This is a genomic window from Pseudoalteromonas sp. A757, assembly GCF_004103285.1.
Taxonomy (GTDB): domain Bacteria; phylum Pseudomonadota; class Gammaproteobacteria; order Enterobacterales; family Alteromonadaceae; genus Pseudoalteromonas; species Pseudoalteromonas galatheae.
In genome coordinates this window covers 1-19,802 of record NZ_QNQN01000060.1, presented here as the reverse complement: position 1 = coordinate 19,802, position 19,802 = coordinate 1, and the positions used below count along the sequence as shown (strand labels likewise).

Annotated in this window: 14 protein-coding genes and 1 pseudogene; 11 read left to right on the top strand and 4 right to left on the bottom strand. The window is 44.3% G+C overall.

Annotated elements, in window-relative coordinates; genetic code table 11:
* Nucleotides 1-3 precede the first annotated feature (3 nt).
* From DRB05_RS05250 to DRB05_RS05230, 5 genes are all read left to right on the top strand, one after another.
* Nucleotides 4-1,947, top strand: a complete 1,944-nt coding sequence (locus DRB05_RS05250) for an acetyl/propionyl/methylcrotonyl-CoA carboxylase subunit alpha (RefSeq protein ID WP_128725993.1) — start codon at nucleotides 4-6, stop codon at nucleotides 1,945-1,947.
* Nucleotides 1,947-2,855, top strand: a complete 909-nt coding sequence (locus DRB05_RS05245) for a hydroxymethylglutaryl-CoA lyase (RefSeq protein ID WP_128725992.1) — start codon at nucleotides 1,947-1,949, stop codon at nucleotides 2,853-2,855. Before DRB05_RS05250 ends, DRB05_RS05245 begins: the two co-directional genes overlap by 1 nt.
* 27 nt (nucleotides 2,856-2,882) lie before the next feature.
* On the top strand, nucleotides 2,883-3,581 hold the full coding sequence (locus tag DRB05_RS05240; RefSeq protein WP_128725991.1) for a CoA transferase subunit A: 699 nt from the start codon (nucleotides 2,883-2,885) through the stop codon (nucleotides 3,579-3,581).
* 9 nt (nucleotides 3,582-3,590) lie between these two features.
* Nucleotides 3,591-4,256, top strand: a complete 666-nt coding sequence (locus DRB05_RS05235) for a CoA transferase subunit B (protein ID WP_010378611.1) — start codon at nucleotides 3,591-3,593, stop codon at nucleotides 4,254-4,256.
* 721 nt (nucleotides 4,257-4,977) lie between these two features.
* A complete protein-coding gene (locus DRB05_RS05230) occupies nucleotides 4,978-6,552 on the top strand; it encodes a BCCT family transporter (RefSeq protein ID WP_128725990.1) in 1,575 nt (524 codons plus the stop codon).
* 61 nt (nucleotides 6,553-6,613) lie between these two features.
* Here the strand turns inward: DRB05_RS05230 and DRB05_RS05225 are convergent, their stop codons facing one another.
* Both DRB05_RS05225 and DRB05_RS05220 read right to left on the bottom strand, forming a co-directional pair.
* Complete coding sequence (locus DRB05_RS05225; RefSeq protein ID WP_193554558.1) at nucleotides 6,614-7,315, bottom strand: 3'-5' exonuclease; 702 nt, start codon at nucleotides 7,313-7,315, stop codon at nucleotides 6,614-6,616.
* A 9-nt stretch (nucleotides 7,316-7,324) separates the two neighbouring features.
* Nucleotides 7,325-9,220, bottom strand: coding sequence for a DUF294 nucleotidyltransferase-like domain-containing protein (locus DRB05_RS05220; RefSeq protein ID WP_128725988.1), 1,896 nt, complete (start codon nucleotides 9,218-9,220; stop codon nucleotides 7,325-7,327).
* 357 nt (nucleotides 9,221-9,577) lie between these two features.
* Here DRB05_RS05220 and astB point away from each other — a divergent pair, with 357 nt between their 5' ends.
* On the top strand, nucleotides 9,578-10,918 hold the full coding sequence (gene astB, locus DRB05_RS05215; RefSeq protein ID WP_128725987.1) for an N-succinylarginine dihydrolase: 1,341 nt from the start codon (nucleotides 9,578-9,580) through the stop codon (nucleotides 10,916-10,918).
* Between the two features lie 73 nt (nucleotides 10,919-10,991).
* Here the strand turns inward: astB and DRB05_RS05210 are convergent, their stop codons facing one another.
* Nucleotides 10,992-11,978 (bottom strand): hypothetical protein, encoded by a 987-nt coding sequence (locus tag DRB05_RS05210; RefSeq protein WP_128725986.1) that lies wholly within the window; start codon nucleotides 11,976-11,978, stop codon nucleotides 10,992-10,994.
* A 116-nt stretch (nucleotides 11,979-12,094) separates the two neighbouring features.
* On the opposite strand from DRB05_RS05210, the gene DRB05_RS05205 reads away from it, so the two are divergent.
* A complete protein-coding gene (locus tag DRB05_RS05205) occupies nucleotides 12,095-12,544 on the top strand; it encodes a hypothetical protein (RefSeq protein ID WP_128725985.1) in 450 nt (149 codons plus the stop codon).
* A 75-nt stretch (nucleotides 12,545-12,619) separates the two neighbouring features.
* On the opposite strand, the gene DRB05_RS05200 is transcribed toward DRB05_RS05205, so the two are convergent.
* Nucleotides 12,620-14,890 carry an acyl-CoA dehydrogenase gene (locus DRB05_RS05200; protein ID WP_128725984.1) on the bottom strand — a complete coding sequence of 757 codons (2,271 nt, stop codon included), beginning with the start codon at nucleotides 14,888-14,890 and terminating at the stop codon, nucleotides 12,620-12,622.
* Nucleotides 14,891-15,240: 350 nt separating this feature from the next.
* On the opposite strand from DRB05_RS05200, the gene DRB05_RS05195 reads away from it, so the two are divergent.
* From DRB05_RS05195 to DRB05_RS05180, 4 genes and pseudogenes are all read left to right on the top strand, one after another.
* The gene (locus DRB05_RS05195) at nucleotides 15,241-17,061 is read left to right on the top strand and encodes a M2 family metallopeptidase (RefSeq protein WP_128725983.1); all 1,821 of its coding nucleotides are present in this window, start codon (nucleotides 15,241-15,243) and stop codon (nucleotides 17,059-17,061) included.
* A gap of 174 nt (nucleotides 17,062-17,235) precedes the next feature.
* The gene (locus DRB05_RS05190; RefSeq protein ID WP_128725982.1) at nucleotides 17,236-18,042 is read left to right on the top strand and encodes an ABC transporter permease subunit; all 807 of its coding nucleotides are present in this window, start codon (nucleotides 17,236-17,238) and stop codon (nucleotides 18,040-18,042) included.
* Nucleotides 18,039-18,932, top strand: a complete 894-nt coding sequence (locus DRB05_RS05185; protein ID WP_128725981.1) for an ABC transporter ATP-binding protein — start codon at nucleotides 18,039-18,041, stop codon at nucleotides 18,930-18,932. Before DRB05_RS05190 ends, DRB05_RS05185 begins: the two co-directional genes overlap by 4 nt.
* 250 nt (nucleotides 18,933-19,182) lie before the next feature.
* A pseudogene (locus DRB05_RS05180) lies at nucleotides 19,183-19,802 on the top strand (transposase); the annotation flags it as partial.

The following is a 19,802-nucleotide window of genomic DNA, read 5'->3' as shown; positions in this document are numbered from 1 at the left end:
AACATGCTAACTAAAATTCTAGTCGCGAACCGTGGTGAAATTGCCTGCCGCGTGATGCGCACCGCAAAGAAATTGGGCCTAACCACAGTGGCAGTTTATTCTGATGCAGATGCCAATGCGATGCATGTGAAAACAGCTGACGAAGCCTATCATATAGGTCCGGCACCAAGTAAAGAGTCTTATTTGGTTGCGGACAGAATTCTTGAAGTCGCCAAAGCGGCGGGCGTCGATTGCATCCACCCAGGTTATGGTTTTTTATCTGAAAATGAAGTATTCGCAAAAGCGTGTGAAGCGTCAAACATTGCGTTTATTGGTCCGCTGGCAAGCTCTATTGAAGCGATGGGTTCTAAGACCCGAGCCAAGGAAATCATGCATGACGCTAATGTGCCTCTAGTTCCTGGGTATTATGGTGACAAACAAGAAGATGACTTCTTGCAAGCCGAAGCGGAAAAAATCGGCTTTCCAGTACTTATCAAAGCCGCTTACGGCGGTGGTGGTAAAGGCATGCGGGTAGTACGAGAAAGCAGCGAGTTTTTATCGGCACTACATGGCGCTAAACGTGAAGCTGCAGCGAGTTTTGGCAATGATTTAGTACTGCTTGAGCGTTTTGTTGATAAGCCTCGTCACGTTGAAGTACAAGTTTTTGCCGATAGTCACGGTAACTGTGTTTACCTCGGCGATAGAGACTGTTCACTACAGCGTCGTCACCAAAAAGTGATTGAAGAAGCGCCCGCGCCTGGTTTGAGTGATGCTATGCGCAAAGCCATGGGTGAAGCAGCAGTACGCTGTGCGCAGGCGATTAATTATCGCGGCGCAGGTACCGTGGAGTTCTTATTATGTGGCGACGAGTTCTTCTTTATGGAGATGAATACTCGCCTGCAAGTAGAGCACCCAGTGACAGAAATGGTGACTGGCCTCGATTTAGTCGAGTGGCAACTGATGGTTGCAGCGGGTGAACCGCTACCGCTTACTCAACAGCAGGTTTCGTTGTCTGGTCATAGTTTTGAAGCGCGCATTTACGCAGAAGACCCTGAAGAGAACTTTATGCCGTTTTCTGGTGTACTTTCACACCTTAGCTTTCCTGAAGCCAAAGATGGCGTAAGAATTGACACTGGCGTGCAGCAAGGCGATGAGATCAGTCCATTTTACGACCCTATGATCGCAAAGCTTATTGTTTATGGCAAAAATCGTGAACAAGCGTTACTCAAATTAAAATCGAGTTTAGAGCAAGTACACCTGTGTGGTTTAAAATCCAATATTGCATTTTTGCATCACTTAGCAGGCCACCCTACTTTTACAGCAGGTGCACCTGATACCCACTTTATCGACACACAAACTGAGGTACTAACTCAATCGAATACGCCGCTGGATAAAATGGTGTTATTAGCAAGTGCGGCCTATCTTAGCCACCAACAACCATGTAAAAACACGGTATGGGGAAACTTAGGCTTTAGGCTTAACCAAACCGCGAAAGTGGATTTACCATTTGCAGTTCATGTCGCCTGTGCCTATCAATCTCAAGGTGCTTGGAAGGTTTCGTTTAACGAGCAAATCCACCAAATTGAATGTGAATTAAATGGACACCAGTTAACAGTGGTGATTGATGGTGCACGATTACAGGCCAGTGCCATTGTGACCGAAACCGCGATCACTATTATGTATGGCCCGTATCAACATACCGTTGAACTCAAGTCAAAGCATTACATTAGCGATCATGAGCACGAAGCCGCACCGCTGGCAGCGCCATTGAACGGCACCGTGGTTAAGCATTTGTTAGCCGTCGGTACCCAAGTCAATAAAGGCGATGCCGTTGTGATAATCGAAGCCATGAAGATGGAATATACGCTCAATGCACCATTTGATGGCACGCTCACTTCATACTGCTTTGCAGAAGGCGAGCTGGTCAGTCATGGCGATATGCTGGCGATTGTTGAGGAGCAAGACTAATGTCTCAGTATCCGGCTAAGGTCAAAATTGTAGAAGTTGGCGCACGGGACGGCTTACAAAATGAGGTCAGTGTTGCCACAGAAGCTAAAATCTCACTGATTAATGCATTAAAAAATGCTGGCCTCAAGCACATTGAAGCAGGTGCATTTGTGTCACCCAAATGGGTGCCACAAATGGCCGACTCAGCAGCGGTGATCCAAGGCTTTGAGCGTAGTGAAGGCGTTGAAATAAGCGCCCTAACGCCAAACCTTAAAGGCGCCGATCTTGCACTAGAAAATCAAGTCGACGAATTTGCCATTTTTACTGCCGCCAGTGAGGCATTTACGCAAAAAAACATCAACTGCACGATTGAACAAAGTATTGAACGCTTTCGCCCCGTTGTTGAACTTGCACAAAAAAACAACATAAAAGTAAGAGGTTATGTTAGCTGCGTGGTTGGCTGCCCATATCAAGGTGAAGTTCAACCAGAACAAGTTTTAGCGGTATGTAAACAATTGTTGTCACTTGGTTGTTATGAAATCAGCCTAGGCGACACCATAGGTGTTGGTACACCTAAAAAAGTCCAGCAGCTGCTCACCTTGTTACTGCAACATATCCCTGCTGACAAGCTTGCAGTGCATTTCCATGATACTTACGGACAAGCGTTAACGAATATTCACACAGCCCTACAAATGGGGATCGCAACTGTTGATAGCGCCGTTGCAGGTCTCGGTGGTTGCCCTTACGCCAAAGGCGCGTCAGGAAATGTTGCCACTGAGGATGTAGTTTACTTGCTGCAAGGGCTTGGCATTGAGTGTGGAATTGATTTAGAAAGGCTAGCAAAAGCAGGATGGGCAATTTGTGATGCGCTAGGCAAGACACCAAGTAGTAAAGTGTCGTTGGCACTCAAACAAACTTGTCAATCTTAAAACAATAACATTATTAGGAGTGGGCTTATGGCCGGTTTCGATAAAGTCGTATCGAGCTACAGCAAAGCGATGGCGGGTCTTAAAGACGGCGATACTATCATCGCAGGTGGCTTTGGTTTGTGTGGTATTCCAGAAGGCTTAATTGCAGAAATTAAACGCCTGCAAACAAAAGAACTTACCGTGGTTTCAAACAACTGTGGGGTCGACGACTTTGGTTTAGGTATTTTGCTTAAAGATCGTCAAGTTAAGAAGATCATCGCCTCTTATGTTGGTGAAAATGCGCTGTTTGAACAACAACTTCTCGATGGCATTATTGACGTTGAATTAACACCACAAGGTACGCTTGCAGAGAAGATGCGCGCTGGTGGTGCTGGGATCCCAGCTTTTTACACAGCAACAGGGTACGGTACTCCCGTTGCTGAAGGTAAAGAAGTAAAAGAATTTGATGGCCGACCATATATTTTGGAAGAATCAATTACTGGTGAATTTGCCATTGTTAAGGCTTGGAAAGCAGATCGCTATGGCAACTTGGTGTTCCGCCACACAGCTATGAACTTCAACCCAATGGCAGCGACTGCCGGAAAAATCACCGTAGCAGAAGTTGAAGAAATCGTAGAACCGGGTGAACTTGAGCCGAGTCAAATCCACACCCCAGGTATTTATGTCAATCGCGTGATCAAGGGTAACTTTGAAAAACGTATTGAACGTGTCACAACGCGCAAATAGGAGGCTATCATGGGTTTAAATCGTGAACAAATTGCGATGCGCGTGGCGCAAGAGCTTGAAGACGGTTACTACGTTAATTTAGGCATAGGTATTCCAACCTTAGTGGCTAACTACGTGCCAAAAGGCATCGAAGTGATGCTGCAATCGGAAAACGGCTTGTTAGGTATGGGTCCCTACCCAACCGAAGACCAAGTTGACGCCGATATGATCAACGCGGGTAAAGAAACCGTGACAGCAGCAACAGGTGCAGCAATTTTTAATAGTGCGGAAAGCTTTGCCATGATCCGTGGTGGTCATGTAGACTTGACGGTACTAGGTGCATTTGAAGTTGATCAACAAGGCAATATCGCGTCTTGGATGATCCCGAAAAAATTAATCAAAGGCATGGGTGGTGCAATGGACTTAGTTGCTGGTGCACGCAACATCATAGTGACCATGACCCATGCTAGCAAACACGGTGATTCTAAATTGCTTGAATCATGCACATTGCCGCTAACCGGCGTAAATTGTGTAAAGAAAATCGTAACCGATTTAGCTGTGTTAGAAGTAAAAGACGGCGCATTCCATTTGCTAGAACGCGCCCCGGGTGTTAGTGTTGATGAAATAATCAGCAAAACTGCGGGCAAGCTTATCGTCGACGGTGAGATCCCTGAAATGCAGTTTGAGGCATCGTAAGACACACCCTAACTTACAAATGTACCGACCTCATTCCCAGTGCCAAAGGCGCTGAGTTACCCAAAACCCCTCGCAAGAGGGGTTTTTTTTCACATGCCATCAAAGAAAAACGTTCTACTTTACATCACTCTGTATGTCTAGTTGATGAATGTGATGATTTTTAAATAAAAAATTCAGTAGCCATTTACTTTTTAATCTCACCCCCTAAACTATTACAGATAGGTTTAGCTGGCATTGGATTTTCATTTGTCAGTAAGACTTAAAATAAAAAGTTGCTGCTTTGAAGCATCGACTGAATATCAAGTTGATACAATACATTGATACCATAGCTGAGTAGCATAACGGTTCGGTTGGTTTATCTTAATTACAAGTATTGAGGCAGTATACTGTCGCTGTAACTAACATAAACCCATCATCATATTTAGGTAGCCATTCTCCTGATGTGATAAAAACACATAAGTCGAATGAATACGCTGAATAATCTAAACTAGACTAAGTAGTTTTTGTGACTTACTGATAACTACTTAAAGCAAATTGCTAGCATATTTTATGGCTGATAAAGAAGCCATTCTAAACAGCTAATGATTCGCTTTAAAAGCCAGATTAAATTTTTCACTGTTGCATAGTTAGTTTATGTCGAATTGTTATCACCACTTGCCTAGCGATAAATTCAGTGTATCAGCTTGGTGTCGTATCACGATGAGAACAATAAGAGGATATCATGGGCAATCACCACGATAAGTACAGCATCGATAATACAGACTACACCGTTGGACAAGACAATGTTCAAAAGTGGGGGTTTGACGTACATAACCCGGTTTTTGGTGTGAGTGCGGGGTTAATACTGGCGTTTTTAGTCGCCGTGTTATTAGTTGATGCAAACACAGCTAAGACCACCTTAGACGGCATAAAGTGGGACATCATAGGTAACTTTGATGCTCTGTTTATGTGGTCTGGTAATTTCTTTGTCCTATTTTGTTTGGTGCTCGTTTTATCGCCTTACGGTAAAATTCGACTAGGTGGTGAAAATGCCAAACCAAGCTACACTCGGGCATCATGGCTGGCAATGTTGTTTGCAGCGGGTATGGGTATAGGTCTGATGTTTTGGGGCGTAGCTGAGCCCGTCGCATATTACACAGGTTGGTATGAAACACCATTGAATGTTACCGCAAACACGCCTGAAGCGGCAGAGCTTGCAATGGGTGCCACCATGTATCATTGGGGGCTGCATCCTTGGGCTATTTACGCCGTTGTTGCGCTTTCTCTAGCCTTCTTTGCGTACAATAAAGGCTTACCACTGTCGATACGCTCAATCTTTTATCCGATTTTGGGAGACAGAGCTTGGGGTTGGCCGGGCCATATCATCGATATTCTCGCCGTTCTTGCTACCTTGTTTGGTCTTGCGACGTCACTTGGTTTGGGTGCACAGCAAGCTGGTGCTGGGATCCAACATGTGTTTGGCATAGAAGCTGGCCTCGGTCTAGAAATTGCCGTAATAGCGGGAGTTACCGCTCTTGCGATTATTTCGGTCGTTCGCGGTATTGATGGGGGTGTAAAGCTGCTCAGTAACGTTAATATGTTAATTGCATTTGTATTATTACTATTCGTTGGTATCGCAGGCTTTGCGATTGCCATGGGTAATATTCCAACAACTTTAATGGCTTACGTTGAAAACATTATTCCGCTGAGTAATCCTCATGGTCGTGACGACGAAGCATGGTTCCAAGGTTGGACCGTATTTTACTGGGCATGGTGGATTTCTTGGTCACCGTTTGTCGGTATGTTTATCGCACGCGTCTCTGAGGGTCGCACCATACGCGAATTTATCACCGCAGTATTATTAATCCCGACATTGGTAACCGTGATCTGGATGTCAATCTACGGTGGCCTTGCTATCGATCAGGTAAAAAATGGCATTGGTGCTCTAGGAACTGATGGCTTGACTGAAGTGCCACTGGCAATGTTCCAAATGTTCGAAAACCTACCTATGAGTGATTTGCTCTCGTTCACGGCGATTTTACTTGTACTAGTTTTCTTCATCACTTCGTCGGATTCTGGTTCTTTGGTTATCGATAGTATTACCGCTGGTGGTAAAATAGATGCCCCAGTACCACAACGTATATTCTGGGCGAGTATTGAGGGTGCGATTGCGGCAGCGCTACTGTGGATCGGCGGGAAAGAAGCGATTGAAGCGCTGCAAGCGGGCGCCATTTCAACAGGTTTACCGTTTACCTTTGTATTACTGTTGATGTGTGTAAGTTTGATCCTTGGGCTGAGAACAGAGCCTAAAAGCTAACAGTCGTTAATCACGTTACAGGCGGAGCTTGATGTATGCTCCGCCTTTTTGTTATTTGGCTTTAACTCCACCAGCGTTTCACCATGTCTGAAGGGTCTAAATAATATTGAGCTTGAGCTTGAAATAGCTCCGCCGTTGCTAACGCATCGGACAAGGCGTGATGTGGCTGATAATAGGGAAGCCCATAACGCTTTCTGCAATCAGCCAAGCGTACTGAAGGAATGGGTTTTCGTTTGAGCTTATCAAGCCAGCTTCTAGCGTTGTTTATCGCTGACTTTTCAATTTCCATCGTATCAATCACTGGAAACTCAATCCCCTCACCCAATCTTGCTTTTAGCGCAGAATTAAAAAATGACTTCTCAACAAACTGATAGTGCACCACAATAACTTTACCATGCAGCGAAGCAAACACTTCCTCAAGAATATCTTGCAGATCTGGGGCGCTTTCGACTTGTGAGTGTGTGATCCGGTGCAGTACCACAGACTCCTCAGCCAGCGGACTGGTTGGCTTGACAAGCCAATGCTTCGCTTGAGCCAAGCGGATCCGCCGTAAATCAAATGGCACCACACCAACACTCACAATGTCATCGATGTTTGGGTCGAGCCCTGTCGTTTCAAAATCAAGAGCAACAAACTCGCACTGGCTCAATTGCTGGTAAGGATCTACCACGCCTTGCTGATAAAATGCTTGAATTCTTGAGTCTTGCGACGCTTTTGCCAAATGCTGAAAGCGATTTGGCCATGACATAATCTCGCCTTGCATGTTACACCGCTACTTCATCATGGATTTGTTTTGATAGCGAAACTTTAAAAAGCTCTGTGCTTTGTCTAACACGCCAAAAGCTTCTTTAAGGTTACGCTGTTCAAAATCAGAGAGTGTTTCTGGTGGCAAGCTGTTATCAGGCTTTTCGCCCTGCTCAATTTGCCATGCTTGGTGACGAATACGCATAATGGCGATGTATTCAAGCGCAGCTTGTAGATCTAGCACCTTGCCCTTTGGCAGTATATTTGCTTCATCAATATCTTCTAATCGTTCAAAGGAGTTTTGTTTTTTAGAGCCAACACCAAGGGCATGTACTCGAACCAAGTCTGAAAGCGGCGCTGTGCCACGGCGCTTTATATTCATCGATCGCCTATGTTCACCATCTTGCTCAAGGACAAATCCATTAAAAAAGCCCAAAGGCGGTGTTCTTCTTAGCGCATTATGCGCCATCGCGGCCAAAAATTTAGGGGTGTTTTTGGCCTTTTTACTGATAAAAGCAGTGAGTTTCTCAGCCCATTTTGTTTCACCCCATACGCCCTCTAAATCAAAGAAAATCGAGCTATTAAGCAATGCCTCAGGCCGTGGATTTTCTATCCAGTCTTCAAATTGTGCTAACCACTGACTGTAAGTTAAGCGCCAAGTCGGGTTGCTTGCCATGATCCCACCATCACAATATTTATAGCCGCAATTGGCTAGACCATCACACACAAACTTAGCCAACTTTTCGAAGTAAGTGCCATGTTCTGCGGGTTGATAACTGTCATCCAAGATCAGTGCATTATCCTGATCGGTCACAATTAATTGTTCGTCCCGAGCCATTGAACCGAGCGCAATAAAACAATAAGGGATTGGTGGTGGGCCTAATTTTGCTTCCGCAAGTTCGAGTAACTTATGTTTAAACGTTTTACCTATAATCGACATCGCAGACCCAATCATGTGTGAGTTAGCGTCTTCATTCACCATACGAGTAAAAATTGCAGGAAGCTGTTTGGCATAACTACTTAGGTCTTCAACACTTTGCTGGTCCATCAGCCCCCTAACAAACAATAGACTGCTTTGAGACTCATAGCGCAAAATGTCGGATAGCGCGACTACCCCTATCGGCTTACGCTTATGTACAACAGGCAAGTGATGTACGTTGTCTCTTAGCATCAGCATCATGGCTTCGAAGACATAGGCATTGGAGTCAACAATAATAAGATCAGTCGACATAATCTCAGAGACCGGCGTTTGATAATTCAGCCCCTCTGCGACTACTTTTGTGCGAAGATCTCTGTCACTGATAAGGCCAACCACCTGACCATCATCTTCATCTGGATCTTCGACAACAGGTTTCTCGGGATCATAAATAAGTAGTGATGACACATGCTCTTTTGCCATCACTTGAGCTGCCTGCTGTACCGTGGCATTACGTTCAACATATACCACATCGCGTAGCAATAGTTTACGCACTTTGGCCGTGGTTAAATCATTGCTATCGGCTTGCTCAGAAACTGTGATTTTTAGTCTGGCATTATCGTCTGCTTCAAAATAATCAGCAAACGCTTCATAAACGTCGCAATACTCATCAAAGATGCCTACAGGAATGCAATACACCAGCGTATCTTCAAGGCTTTGAGCACCAAAACGAACTTTACGGTTCATCAATAAACCGCGCTGGCCAAAGATCCCCCCTGTGGAAATACGATTATATAACTCACCTGAGCGCCGATAGAGCTCAACAGCACCAGAGCGGATCACATATAGGTAAGTGATCTGCTCCCCATATTCCAAAATGCCACTGCCCGCTCGGTAATAACCTACTTCAACTTGGCTTGCGAGTTTATATAGTGCCTCTTGAGGCAAATCCGAAAATGGCGGGTAAGCTACTAAAAAATTGGCAATTTCCTGATGTTCAACTTCCATGGTTTGCCTAGATATAAAAAGAAATTTAACCCTATTGTGGGCAACAAGGGATAAATTTGCAATGAAAGCTGGTTTAACTAGAACACTGAATAAAGGCGAAAACTAAATAAAGGCTGCCGTCATTACTTTTGCCACTATCTACCATCACGCCCAGACAACTCTATCACGTGTAGTCGAGTCTCAGACAAAGTGAGCAATTTCATTGAAATAGGCTAATTTAAATTTTCTATCAATTTATTTTACGATGGCCGCATGCTAAATAAGTACAAACGTCTTATTTGACTGATGCCACTTTAAAAACCAGCGAAACCGCCTCATACTAGTTATCTATAACTATTCGCAACAGGAACCGCACTTATGACTTATGAAGTCAATTTCGACGGCTTAGTAGGGCCAACACATAATTATGCCGGATTATCTTATGGTAATGTCGCGTCACTTTCTAACGCTACCAGTGTTTCTAATCCAAAAGAAGCGGCATTGCAAGGTCTTGAAAAGATGAAAGCAATGCATGATATCGGCCTAAAACAAGGGGTATTTGCACCTCATGCTCGCCCGAGTTTAGCCCCACTGCGCCGCGTTGGCTTTTCAGGCACGGATGCACAAGTCCTGGAAAAAGCCTATAAATACGATCCTATATTGCTTCGAGCTTGTTACTCAGCCTCTGCGATGTGGACGGCAAATGCGGCGACGGTATCGCCTTCAGTTGATTCCAGCGATGGCAAAGTTCATTTCACAAGTGCCAATTTAAACTGCAAATTCCACCGTTCAATAGAACCAGAAACCACCACGAACTTACTCCGTGCTATGTTCGCCAATGCGCAATATTTTGCACATCACCAGCATTTGCCTGAGCAACCTTTTTTTGGCGATGAAGGTGCTGCGAACCACACTCGCCTTGCCGATAGCCATGGCAGTATAGGCCTACAATTATTTGTGTACGGTTCAAGTGGCTTTAACAGCGATATAAAGGGTCCTACTAAATATCCTGCTCGGCAGACATTAGAAGCAAGTCAAGCGATTGCAAGGCTACATCAATTGGATGATAAGCAAGCAATTTTTATCCAGCAAAACCCAAATGTGATTGATCAAGGCGTGTTCCATAATGATGTCATTGCTGTGGGCAATGAAAATGTATTGTTTTGTCATGATCAAGCTTTTATTGATCAAACCACTAGTCTAACTAAAATTAGACAAGCGTATATCGGTGAAAAGCCTTTGCATATTGTCGAAGTTCCGACGCATGCTGTGAGTGTTGAAGACGCAGTAAAAAGTTACTTATTTAACTCTCAATTAGTCACCTTGCCATCAGGCGAGATGATGTTGGTAGCACCGGAAGAATGTGCGAAGAATGATAACGTTGCAGCGTATATCGAATATATGCTCGGTGCAAAAAATCCGATTTCGCAAGTACGCTTTTTTGACTTACGCCAAAGCATGCAAAATGGTGGTGGACCTGCGTGTTTGCGATTACGTGTAGCCCTCAATGAAGCAGAGCTAAAAGCGGTAAATCCAGAAGTGATGATGAGTGAAGATAAATTTATTCAACTAAGCGCGTGGGTCAATAAACATTATCGCGATAAAGTCACAGAGCAAGACTTAGCTGATCCGAGCCTACTGCAAGAGTCCTATGCTGCACTGGATGAACTCACGCAATTGCTCAGTCTTGGTAGCGTATACGACTTCCAACGCGCCTAATTTCAAGTTTTGCTTGTCGAACTGCAATTAATCCAAGATTTGGATAACTAGCAAAGGGAGTGCTTTCACTCCCTTACTTTTTAGCAAGTACATTAACCGCCCAAGTCTCAAGCATACCATCGCTATTTAGCGTTACTAAAGTGTCTGGGTTTGGGACATACATATCGACTACCGTCGCCCCTTCTCTTGCTGTATGAATAGACCAAGTACCAAGTTCTTCTCCGCTTTCATAGCGCCAGATGGAGAGGTGAGACTTTGACGATGATGTCGCAAGTAAGCCCGAGCCAGAAATAAATTTGGCCTTTCTAAACATCTTAAAGCGGGCCATATATTTTAGCTCACTGAGCTGCTTTCCAGACTCAAAATCCAGCACATGTTGCGCATTCAACCCATCTGAGACAAATAAATACTGCCCATCAGGGCTTACTGTTAAACTAGTAACTCGATGACTAAATTGATGCTCATACAAAGGTTCTGGTGATGCAAATTGCCAAAGGGCAACCAGCCCATCTTGCGCGCCTGTAACAAAATAGTCGCCACTATCGTCAAACGCCAAATGCTCAATTGGTCGGGTATGAGGCATAAAGCGATTGTTTAACTTAGTGAATAGGTCCGCCATATTGAGTGAGCCATCGTCCATCGCAACGAGCAAACGCTGATTGTTATGAGAAAGTGCTAAAGCAGAAATCGAAGCTAGTGGACTCACCCCAGCAAAGGGTACGTTCGTTATCAGCTTTTGCTTTGGAACAGACCAAATTGAGATAAGGTTTTCACCCGCCACGATGAGCATCTCCTTATCATCAGACAATAAAATTGCTTTGACTGGCGTTTTTATTTTTTCTTTAGGTACTGAGAAGATGACTGACTGATTGGTATTGTCATATATATGGATTTCAGCATTGCTGTCTAATGTTACACTCCACTTTCCATCTTTAGAAAAATGCCCAAGTATTATGCCGTTTTGTGTTAGCTGGCTTGTAACCCCTTTACTGATTTCAGGCTGCGATCCACACCCAACCAAAAATAAAACCAACCAAGCTAGTGATATTAAACGAGACATCTTAAACCCTTAGCACATAATACATTTATTTCATTTACTGGCTTTACATATCGGCTGTAAGCAGACAAACTTAACTCATTGTGAATAATTTTAAACTGCATATGATGTATTTTAGCATGACGAAGTCACTTTTTAAGCAAACTTTCGTTGTCTTAGCTGCGATGGTTTTACTTTCCGCATGTGGCTCAGAGGATAATGTCAGAGGTGACAAGGACACTCCCGGATATGCCGCAACAATGTACTTTGACGCACTCTATAATCAAAAAGATTTAGACGCTGCAATGAAAATCGCCACGCCCCGTCACGCGCGTATCATGCGCTCCTACGGTACCGCCTCTCAATTCGCCAGAAATTTAGTGAATATGCAGTACGATGAAGTCACTATAGAAGTTGACATGACTAATCAAAGTCTGCGCGAACAGTATGGCGACAGCGCAAAAATTAATTTAATTTTTACAGGTCAACTCCACGGTGAGCAAGTAGATGACATGCGCAGTGTCAGTATGGTGCGCAAAAAAGGCAAATGGTACGTAGATAAGGTACTAGCCGATCCCTTTGCACGTTAACTAAAGAATAAGAAAGAAAAGCCCCGTTGTCGGGGCTTTTTAACAAATTAGCTGATATCCCTCTGCCACAACGAACTAGCTGGGCATTTTTGCATCAACAGCAATCGCTTTTGCAACTAACGTTTCAATACAAAAGATGGTTTCAGAACTCTTATCATCAATCACCTTGTCGTCCATTGCGATACTGAGCTTTTCATTCAATGTCTTACCCACCAGTTTCATACTATTTTGCTTACACCACTTACGATATTTTGCCATTAATGGAGCATGCGCTTTTTCCAGTAAATAAGCATGTTCAACCGTATCTACCGCCGAGTGTTTTACCACGGCACATAGATGTGAGATACGCTCACGGGTCGAGTTGTGTTCAGAAACATTGCTACACACCTGCACCGCTAATTTATCGCTCGGTGCTTTGACCCACTTACCAACAGGAAACGCCAAACGTTTTAATAAAAATGCCAGTGGCGCTACAGTAAAGTTATCACAAAATGCATAAATAGCCTTACTAGCTTCGTTAAGACAGTGATCTAAGGCAAACTTTACCAGCGGTAAATCCCCTTGCTGACGGCCATCATCTTCGTATTTTTTTAACACACACGAGGCGATATAAAGAAAGCTCAAGACATCCCCTAGTTTTGCAGAGAGCATTTCTCTACGTTTTAGTGAACCACCTAGCTTTAACATGGCAATATCGCTATACACAGAGAGCGCTTGACTCAACCACGTTAGGCGTCGGTAATAAAGCGCCACATCACCACTAACTGGCGCACGTTCAAAACGTGCAAGTGTGAAGCCATTAAAAAATGCCTTAAGCCCATTCACAGAGGTATGCTGCAAGTGTTTGCAAAGCACTTCATCAAACTCTTTCAATGCGATTACTTGATCGTCTTGCTGTACGATACTCATTTCTTTGATGATGAAAGGATGGCAACGCGTTGCACCTTGACCAAAAATCATCAAGCTTCGAGTTAAAATATTGGCGCCCTCAACGGTAATAGAAATCGGCATTCCCATATAGTTGTGGGCAAGATAATTCATTTCCCCCATTTGAATAGCCTTACCGCCATGAATATCCATCGCATCATTTAATGCCACCCTTGCATGTTCCGTGAGGTGATACTTGGCAATTGCAGTGACTACCGAAGGACTTTGCTTTAAATCAATTGCCAATGCAGTAGTTTGTCTCACCGCTTCAATTAGATAGCTATAACCGTAAATTCTGGCTAACGCGCTTTGCACACCCTCAAAGGCAGAGATAGGTACACCAAATTGACGACGGACACCGGCGTAAGCCGAAGTCGTTCTGGCACTTAATTGTGCAGTTCCCGCGCTCAGCGCAGGCAAAGATATCCCCCGCCCAGCACTTAAACACGACACCAGCATGCGCCACCCTTTCCCAATACCTGCCTCCTCGCCTATCACCCAGGCCATTGGAATAAAAACATCTTCGCCACTGGTTGTGCCATTCATAAATGCTTGCCCCAACGGGTTATGTCTGTCTCCAGTTTTTACACCTTCATGTGCAGTCGAAATAAGAGCACAAGTGATCCCAAGCTCTACTTTGTTTGAAAGCAATTGTTCTGGGTCGTAAACCTTAAACGCAAGTCCGAGTACATCAGCGACAGGCGCCAGCGTGATGTATCGTTTTTGCCAAGTTACCGCAAGTCCAATTTGCTTTTCTCCCTCAAATTCACGCTCACACACAATAGCAAAGTCTTGAATGCTGCCTGCATCCGATCCCGCCTCTGGAGAGGTCAATGCAAAACAAGGTAGCGCCTCACCCGAAGCCAGCTTTGGCAGCCAAGTATTCTGCTGCTCATTGGTGCCATAATGAAGCAGTAATTCCGCAGGGCCTAAACTATTCGGCACCATCACGGTCACTGCAGTAGACAAGCTACGACTGGCTATTTTTGCAACAATGGTGGAGTTTGCCTGAGCACTAAACTCCCGGCCACCAAAGGCCTTTGGAATAATAAAAGCAAAAAAGCCCTTTTCTTTCAAAAATTGCCAAACTTCTGCAGGCAAGTCTTGAGCCTCAGATATTTTTTCTTCATCAAGCATCTTTAACAGCGTATGTAGTTCGTTATCTATAAACGCCTGTTCTTCATCGCTCAGCTTTGGCTTATCATTACTCAACCACTTTCGCCAATTCGGCTTACCCGAAAACAACGCACCATCCCACCAGATACTCCCCGCTTCCATCGCTTCTCGCTCAGTTTGGGAGAGTTCAGGTAATGACGTCTTGAAGTAGTTAAAGAGCGGTTTAGTGATCAACTTAACCCTGATATCACGGACACAAAATACTACCACTATGGCCAATATCACCAATAAAACTAAAGTCATATGCACTCCTTTTTGCAGGCTTCAAATGCGGCCTTTTGATACAATTGACTGCCTTAATTATGGTTAATAATCACACTAACTCAACTTTTATCTGTACTCGCATCTCATTGTTTGTCCATCGCAAAATTGTCGTTTTTAAGTCGTCCTGCTATTATTCTTGCCACCACAGCAAAAAATGATGCTTTGCTGCGCGTAAAAGCCGCGCCCACTACGAATTAGTTGTTCATACGACTAATACTAATTGGATTAATTTTAACAATTAACCCAATTAGTGTAGCTGGCTATAGATACTGAAATGCCGTCTAGTGTTAAGTCGGCTCGTGTATTAATTAAAACAACAAGTGAACCCTATGAAACCAAGATTTAAGTTAAGTGTTGGCGCACTCATCGTTGCCAGTACTTTTGCACTCTCTGCCTGCAAATCCACTGAAACTACAAATAAAGCGTTATCAGAAGCCGATGCAGTTGCATTTTTAGATAAGGCGTCAGAACAGCTGGTTGACCTTAACTTCCGCTCGGGCCGCTCAGCTTGGATTTACGCGAATTTTATTACTCATGATACCGCTTCACTTGCTGCGGATGTGAATGAGGAATACACCGCTGCGCTTGTAGAACTTGCAAACCAAGCAGCACAATTTGATGGCTTAGCGCTAAGCAAAGATACCCGCCGCAAACTTGACAAATTGAAGCTAAACCTAACACTACCTGCACCAAAAGATGCTGACAAAACAGCGGAACTTGCAAAGCTCACTGCAGAGCTTGATGGTATGTACGGAAAAGGCAAATACTGTAAAGATGATGGCGCTTGCCTAAGCCTTGGCGACATGACTGCTAAGATGGCGAATAGTCGCGACTATGAAGAGCTTTTAGACATCTGGCAAGGTTGGCGTGAAGTGTCGAAGCCGATGCGTCCACTCTATGAAAAGCAAGTGGTACTTACCAACGAAGGTGCGAATGAGCTTGGCTACGCAGACACAGGCGCAATGTGGCGCAGTAAATACGACATGCCAGCGGACGACTTTGCAAAAGAACTTGACCGTACCTGGAACCAAGTAAAGCCGCTATATGATTCGCTGCACTGTCATGTTAGAGCCAAGCTTGGCGAGAAATACGGCGAAGATAAAGTGCCTCAAGACCAACCAATTCCTGCACACTTGCTTGGCAATATGTGGGCACAAAGCTGGGGCAATATCTATGACCTAGTCGCGCCAGAAAACGCAGATCCGGGTTATGATGTAACGGCGCTACTGGCTAAACACAATTACGACGAAATCAAAATGGTAAAAGGTGCAGAAAAGTTCTTCACCTCTATGGGTTTTGCCCCATTACCTGAGACTTTCTACGAACGTTCTTTATTTATTAAACCACAAGACCGCGACGTACAATGTCATGCATCAGCTTGGAACTTAGATGCCAAAGACGACCTACGCATCAAAATGTGTATCCAACGTACAGGTGAAGAGTTCTCTGTTATTCACCACGAACTAGGCCATAATTTCTATCAACGCGCTTACAATCAGCAGCCTGTATATTACCAAGAAAGCGCCAACGATGGCTTCCACGAAGCTATCGGCGACACTATCGCGCTATCTGTAACACCTGGCTACTTAAAGCAAATTGGCTTGTTGGATAACGTACCGGATGAGTCAAAAGATATCGGGCTATTGATGAAGATGGCACTCGATAAAGTTGCATTCATTCCATTTGGTCTACTCGTCGACCAATGGCGCTGGAAAGTATTCTCTGGCGAGATTTCCCCAGCAGAGTACAACCAAGCGTGGTGGGAATTAAGAGAGAAGTATCAAGGTGTTAAAGCACCAGTTTCACGTACCGAAAGTGACTTTGACCCAGGTGCAAAATACCACGTACCAGGTAATGTACCTTACACTCGTTACTTCTTAGCGCATATTTTACAGTTCCAGTTCCACAAATCACTTTGTGAAATTGCTGGCAGCAAAGAAGCCATTCACCGCTGTTCTGTTTACAACTCGAAAGCGGCTGGTGAGCGTTTAAATGCGATGCTTGAAATGGGTAGCAGCAAACCTTGGCAACAAGCACTTAAAACGCTAACAGGTAAAGATGAAATGGATGCAACAGCAGTACTTGACTACTTTGCACCATTGCAAAAATACCTAGATGAGCAAAATAAAGGCCGTAATTGCGGCTGGTAATTGCTAGCAAATACTGACTAAGAAACGGGCACACTTAATCGTGCCCGTTTTTATTGGTTTAATTTTGTTACAGTTCAGTAACTTCCTTTTTTAGCGCCAATCATATACGCTCAAATCAAAGTCAGCCTACCGCTCTAGTAGTGAAAGTCTGTGTTGTCACTTGCAAGGATCCTTATGAATATAAAAAGAATTGGCTTAATAGCCATCTTTGAATTGCAACGCTTGTTTGCAACGAAGCGCGGATGGATAGCCATCGCCGCATTTGTTTTGGTTTGGTATGCCATTTTGCGCTATGCCATTGCAGAAGCGGTATCCATTGTCAGCGACCCCAACTTCAAAAATATGATCCAGAGTTTTTCCGGCGCCGTTGGTATGCATCGTATTGCCCAGTGGCCCGAAATGGAACTTGCACTGTACTTAGTTTGGTCAATCTTCTTGTTTCCTCTTTTTGTGATCTTTTCAAGTGCAGATCAAACCGTAGAAGATAGAACTCGCGGTACATTGAGATTTCTAACCCTGCGCACATCTCGGGCTGAAATTGTTGTTGGCCGCTTTGTTGGGCAGGTATTTAATACATTGTTGCTCATAGCCATTTCTGCTCTCGGCGCTTGGATATTGATGGTGGTGCGCGACCCAAGCTTATGGCTCACAGGACTTACCCGAGCGACATTAATTGTTTTAGAGCTAACGCTTATTACTGCACCTTTTATTGCCCTGATGTCTGTAGCTAATCACTTTGCTAACTCAAGCAAAATGAGCATGATTTACGCGATTTTGACTTACTTAACGCTCGCCACTTTGGTCGCTTTTGCACTTGAGTACAGCCCTTACGCAGAGTACCTTTTTTATCTATTTCCTGGGTTCCAAGGCTCAGAAACCATCGCACAGAATATCAACCTCACTCGCTTTGCCACACCGGTGCTGCATAGCTTCGTATTGATTGCAATTAGCTGTGAACTATTAAGAAGGCGTGCGCTATGAGTTGCATTATTGAAGTTAATAATTTAGTGAAAGAATATGGACGAAAGCGCGCACTAGACAATGTATCTTTTATCCTAAACGCGGGTTCACCCATTGCGCTTGTCGGCCCAAATGGTGCGGGTAAAACCACTCTTTTTAGCACGCTTTGCGGGTATCTAAATGCCGATGTAGGCAGTGTTCAAATTTTAGGCCACAAGCCTGGCAGCGCTGCACTTTTTGGTCGCCTTGCCGCACTTCCACAGGATGCTCAGCTCGACCCAAGGTTTTCTGTCAGTAATCAGCTACGTTTATATGGACAGCTTCAAGGTTTAGATGCGAAAGCGGCCGAAAGTGAAACACACAGAGTGCTTGAGCTTGTCGACCTCAAAGACTGCTATCACGCCAAGCCTCATGAGTTATCTCATGGCATGCGAAAACGTATCTGTATTGCTCAAACGCTACTTTCACAACCTGAAATTGTACTGCTTGACGAAGCCACGGCTGGATTAGATCCCGTGAATGCTCGTGAGATCAGAAATCTCGTAAAAAGGCTTCAATCTGAAACGACCTTTATTTTGAGTTCACACGATTTAGTAGAACTCGATGATTTATGCGATCAGGTATTACATTTGCAGCATGGTAAATTAACCGCTGTTGACCGCATCCAAGAGGCAGAGCTTGCCACGCTGACTGTAAAACTTAAAGAGTCTGGCACCAGTAGTCATATAGCGCTTTTGAAAACCTTACAAGGTGTTGAAGAGGTGACAGTAAATGCCAGTGGCGCCCTACTCATTGAGTATCGTAGCGGCCAACAGGTTGATATTGATGTACTCCGACTTTGCCGTGAACAGGGTTGGCGTTACAAGTCGTTAGTTAACGGTAAAACACTAGAAGATGAACTGTTCGGCTAGCACACGGTTAGTTTAGTTAACCCGCCCTAGCATGTGGGTTGACACTTTTTGAGATTAAAGCGCTCGATGAATTTCATCGGGCGTTTTTTATTTTTGGGCCGAGTGTAGCCTTCGTTGATTATAGATATCGGTGGATTGTTTAGAGCCAAATCGCTCATCTCAAATCGCTGACACCCACCACTAATTTGCACCTTCCTAAGATACCGCCTAAGCTTTGAATCTACACTCAAAGGATTGAGGAAACTAAACTATGGCTACTGCCCGTAAAAAGCAAATCAGTTTAACCGTCACCAAATATTATCACTGTATCTCCCGTTGCGTAAGACGGGCCTTTCTGTGCGGTGAAGATAAATTTACTGGCAAATCATACGAACACCGCCGTGATTGGGTTGAAGAAAAGCTCCTGATGCTGGGCTCCGTGTTTTGTATTAATGTCTGTGCTTATGCCGTGATGAGTAATCACACCCACATTGTTTTATATGTTGATGATAAAAAGGCTAAGCGCCTGTCGGATAAAGCGATTGTGATGCGATGGCACAAGTTATTTAAAGGCAATTGGATAAGCCAAAAGTTTATTGAAGATGAGCCACTGAGTGAGTCGGAGCAATTGATACTAGATGAGCTGGTTGATAAGTACAGAGAAAGACTCGCTGATATTAGTTGGTTTATGCGGGTACTTAACGAAGACATCGCCCGCCGAGCAAATAAAGAAGATAATTGTACGGGCCGGTTTTGGGAAGGGCGATTCAAATCCCAAGCACTATTGGATGAAGCTGCACTGGCTGCCTGCCTCGCTTACGTAGACCTAAACCCCATTAGAGCCAACATTGCCGCAACGCCTGAAACCTCAGACTACACCAGCATCAAAAA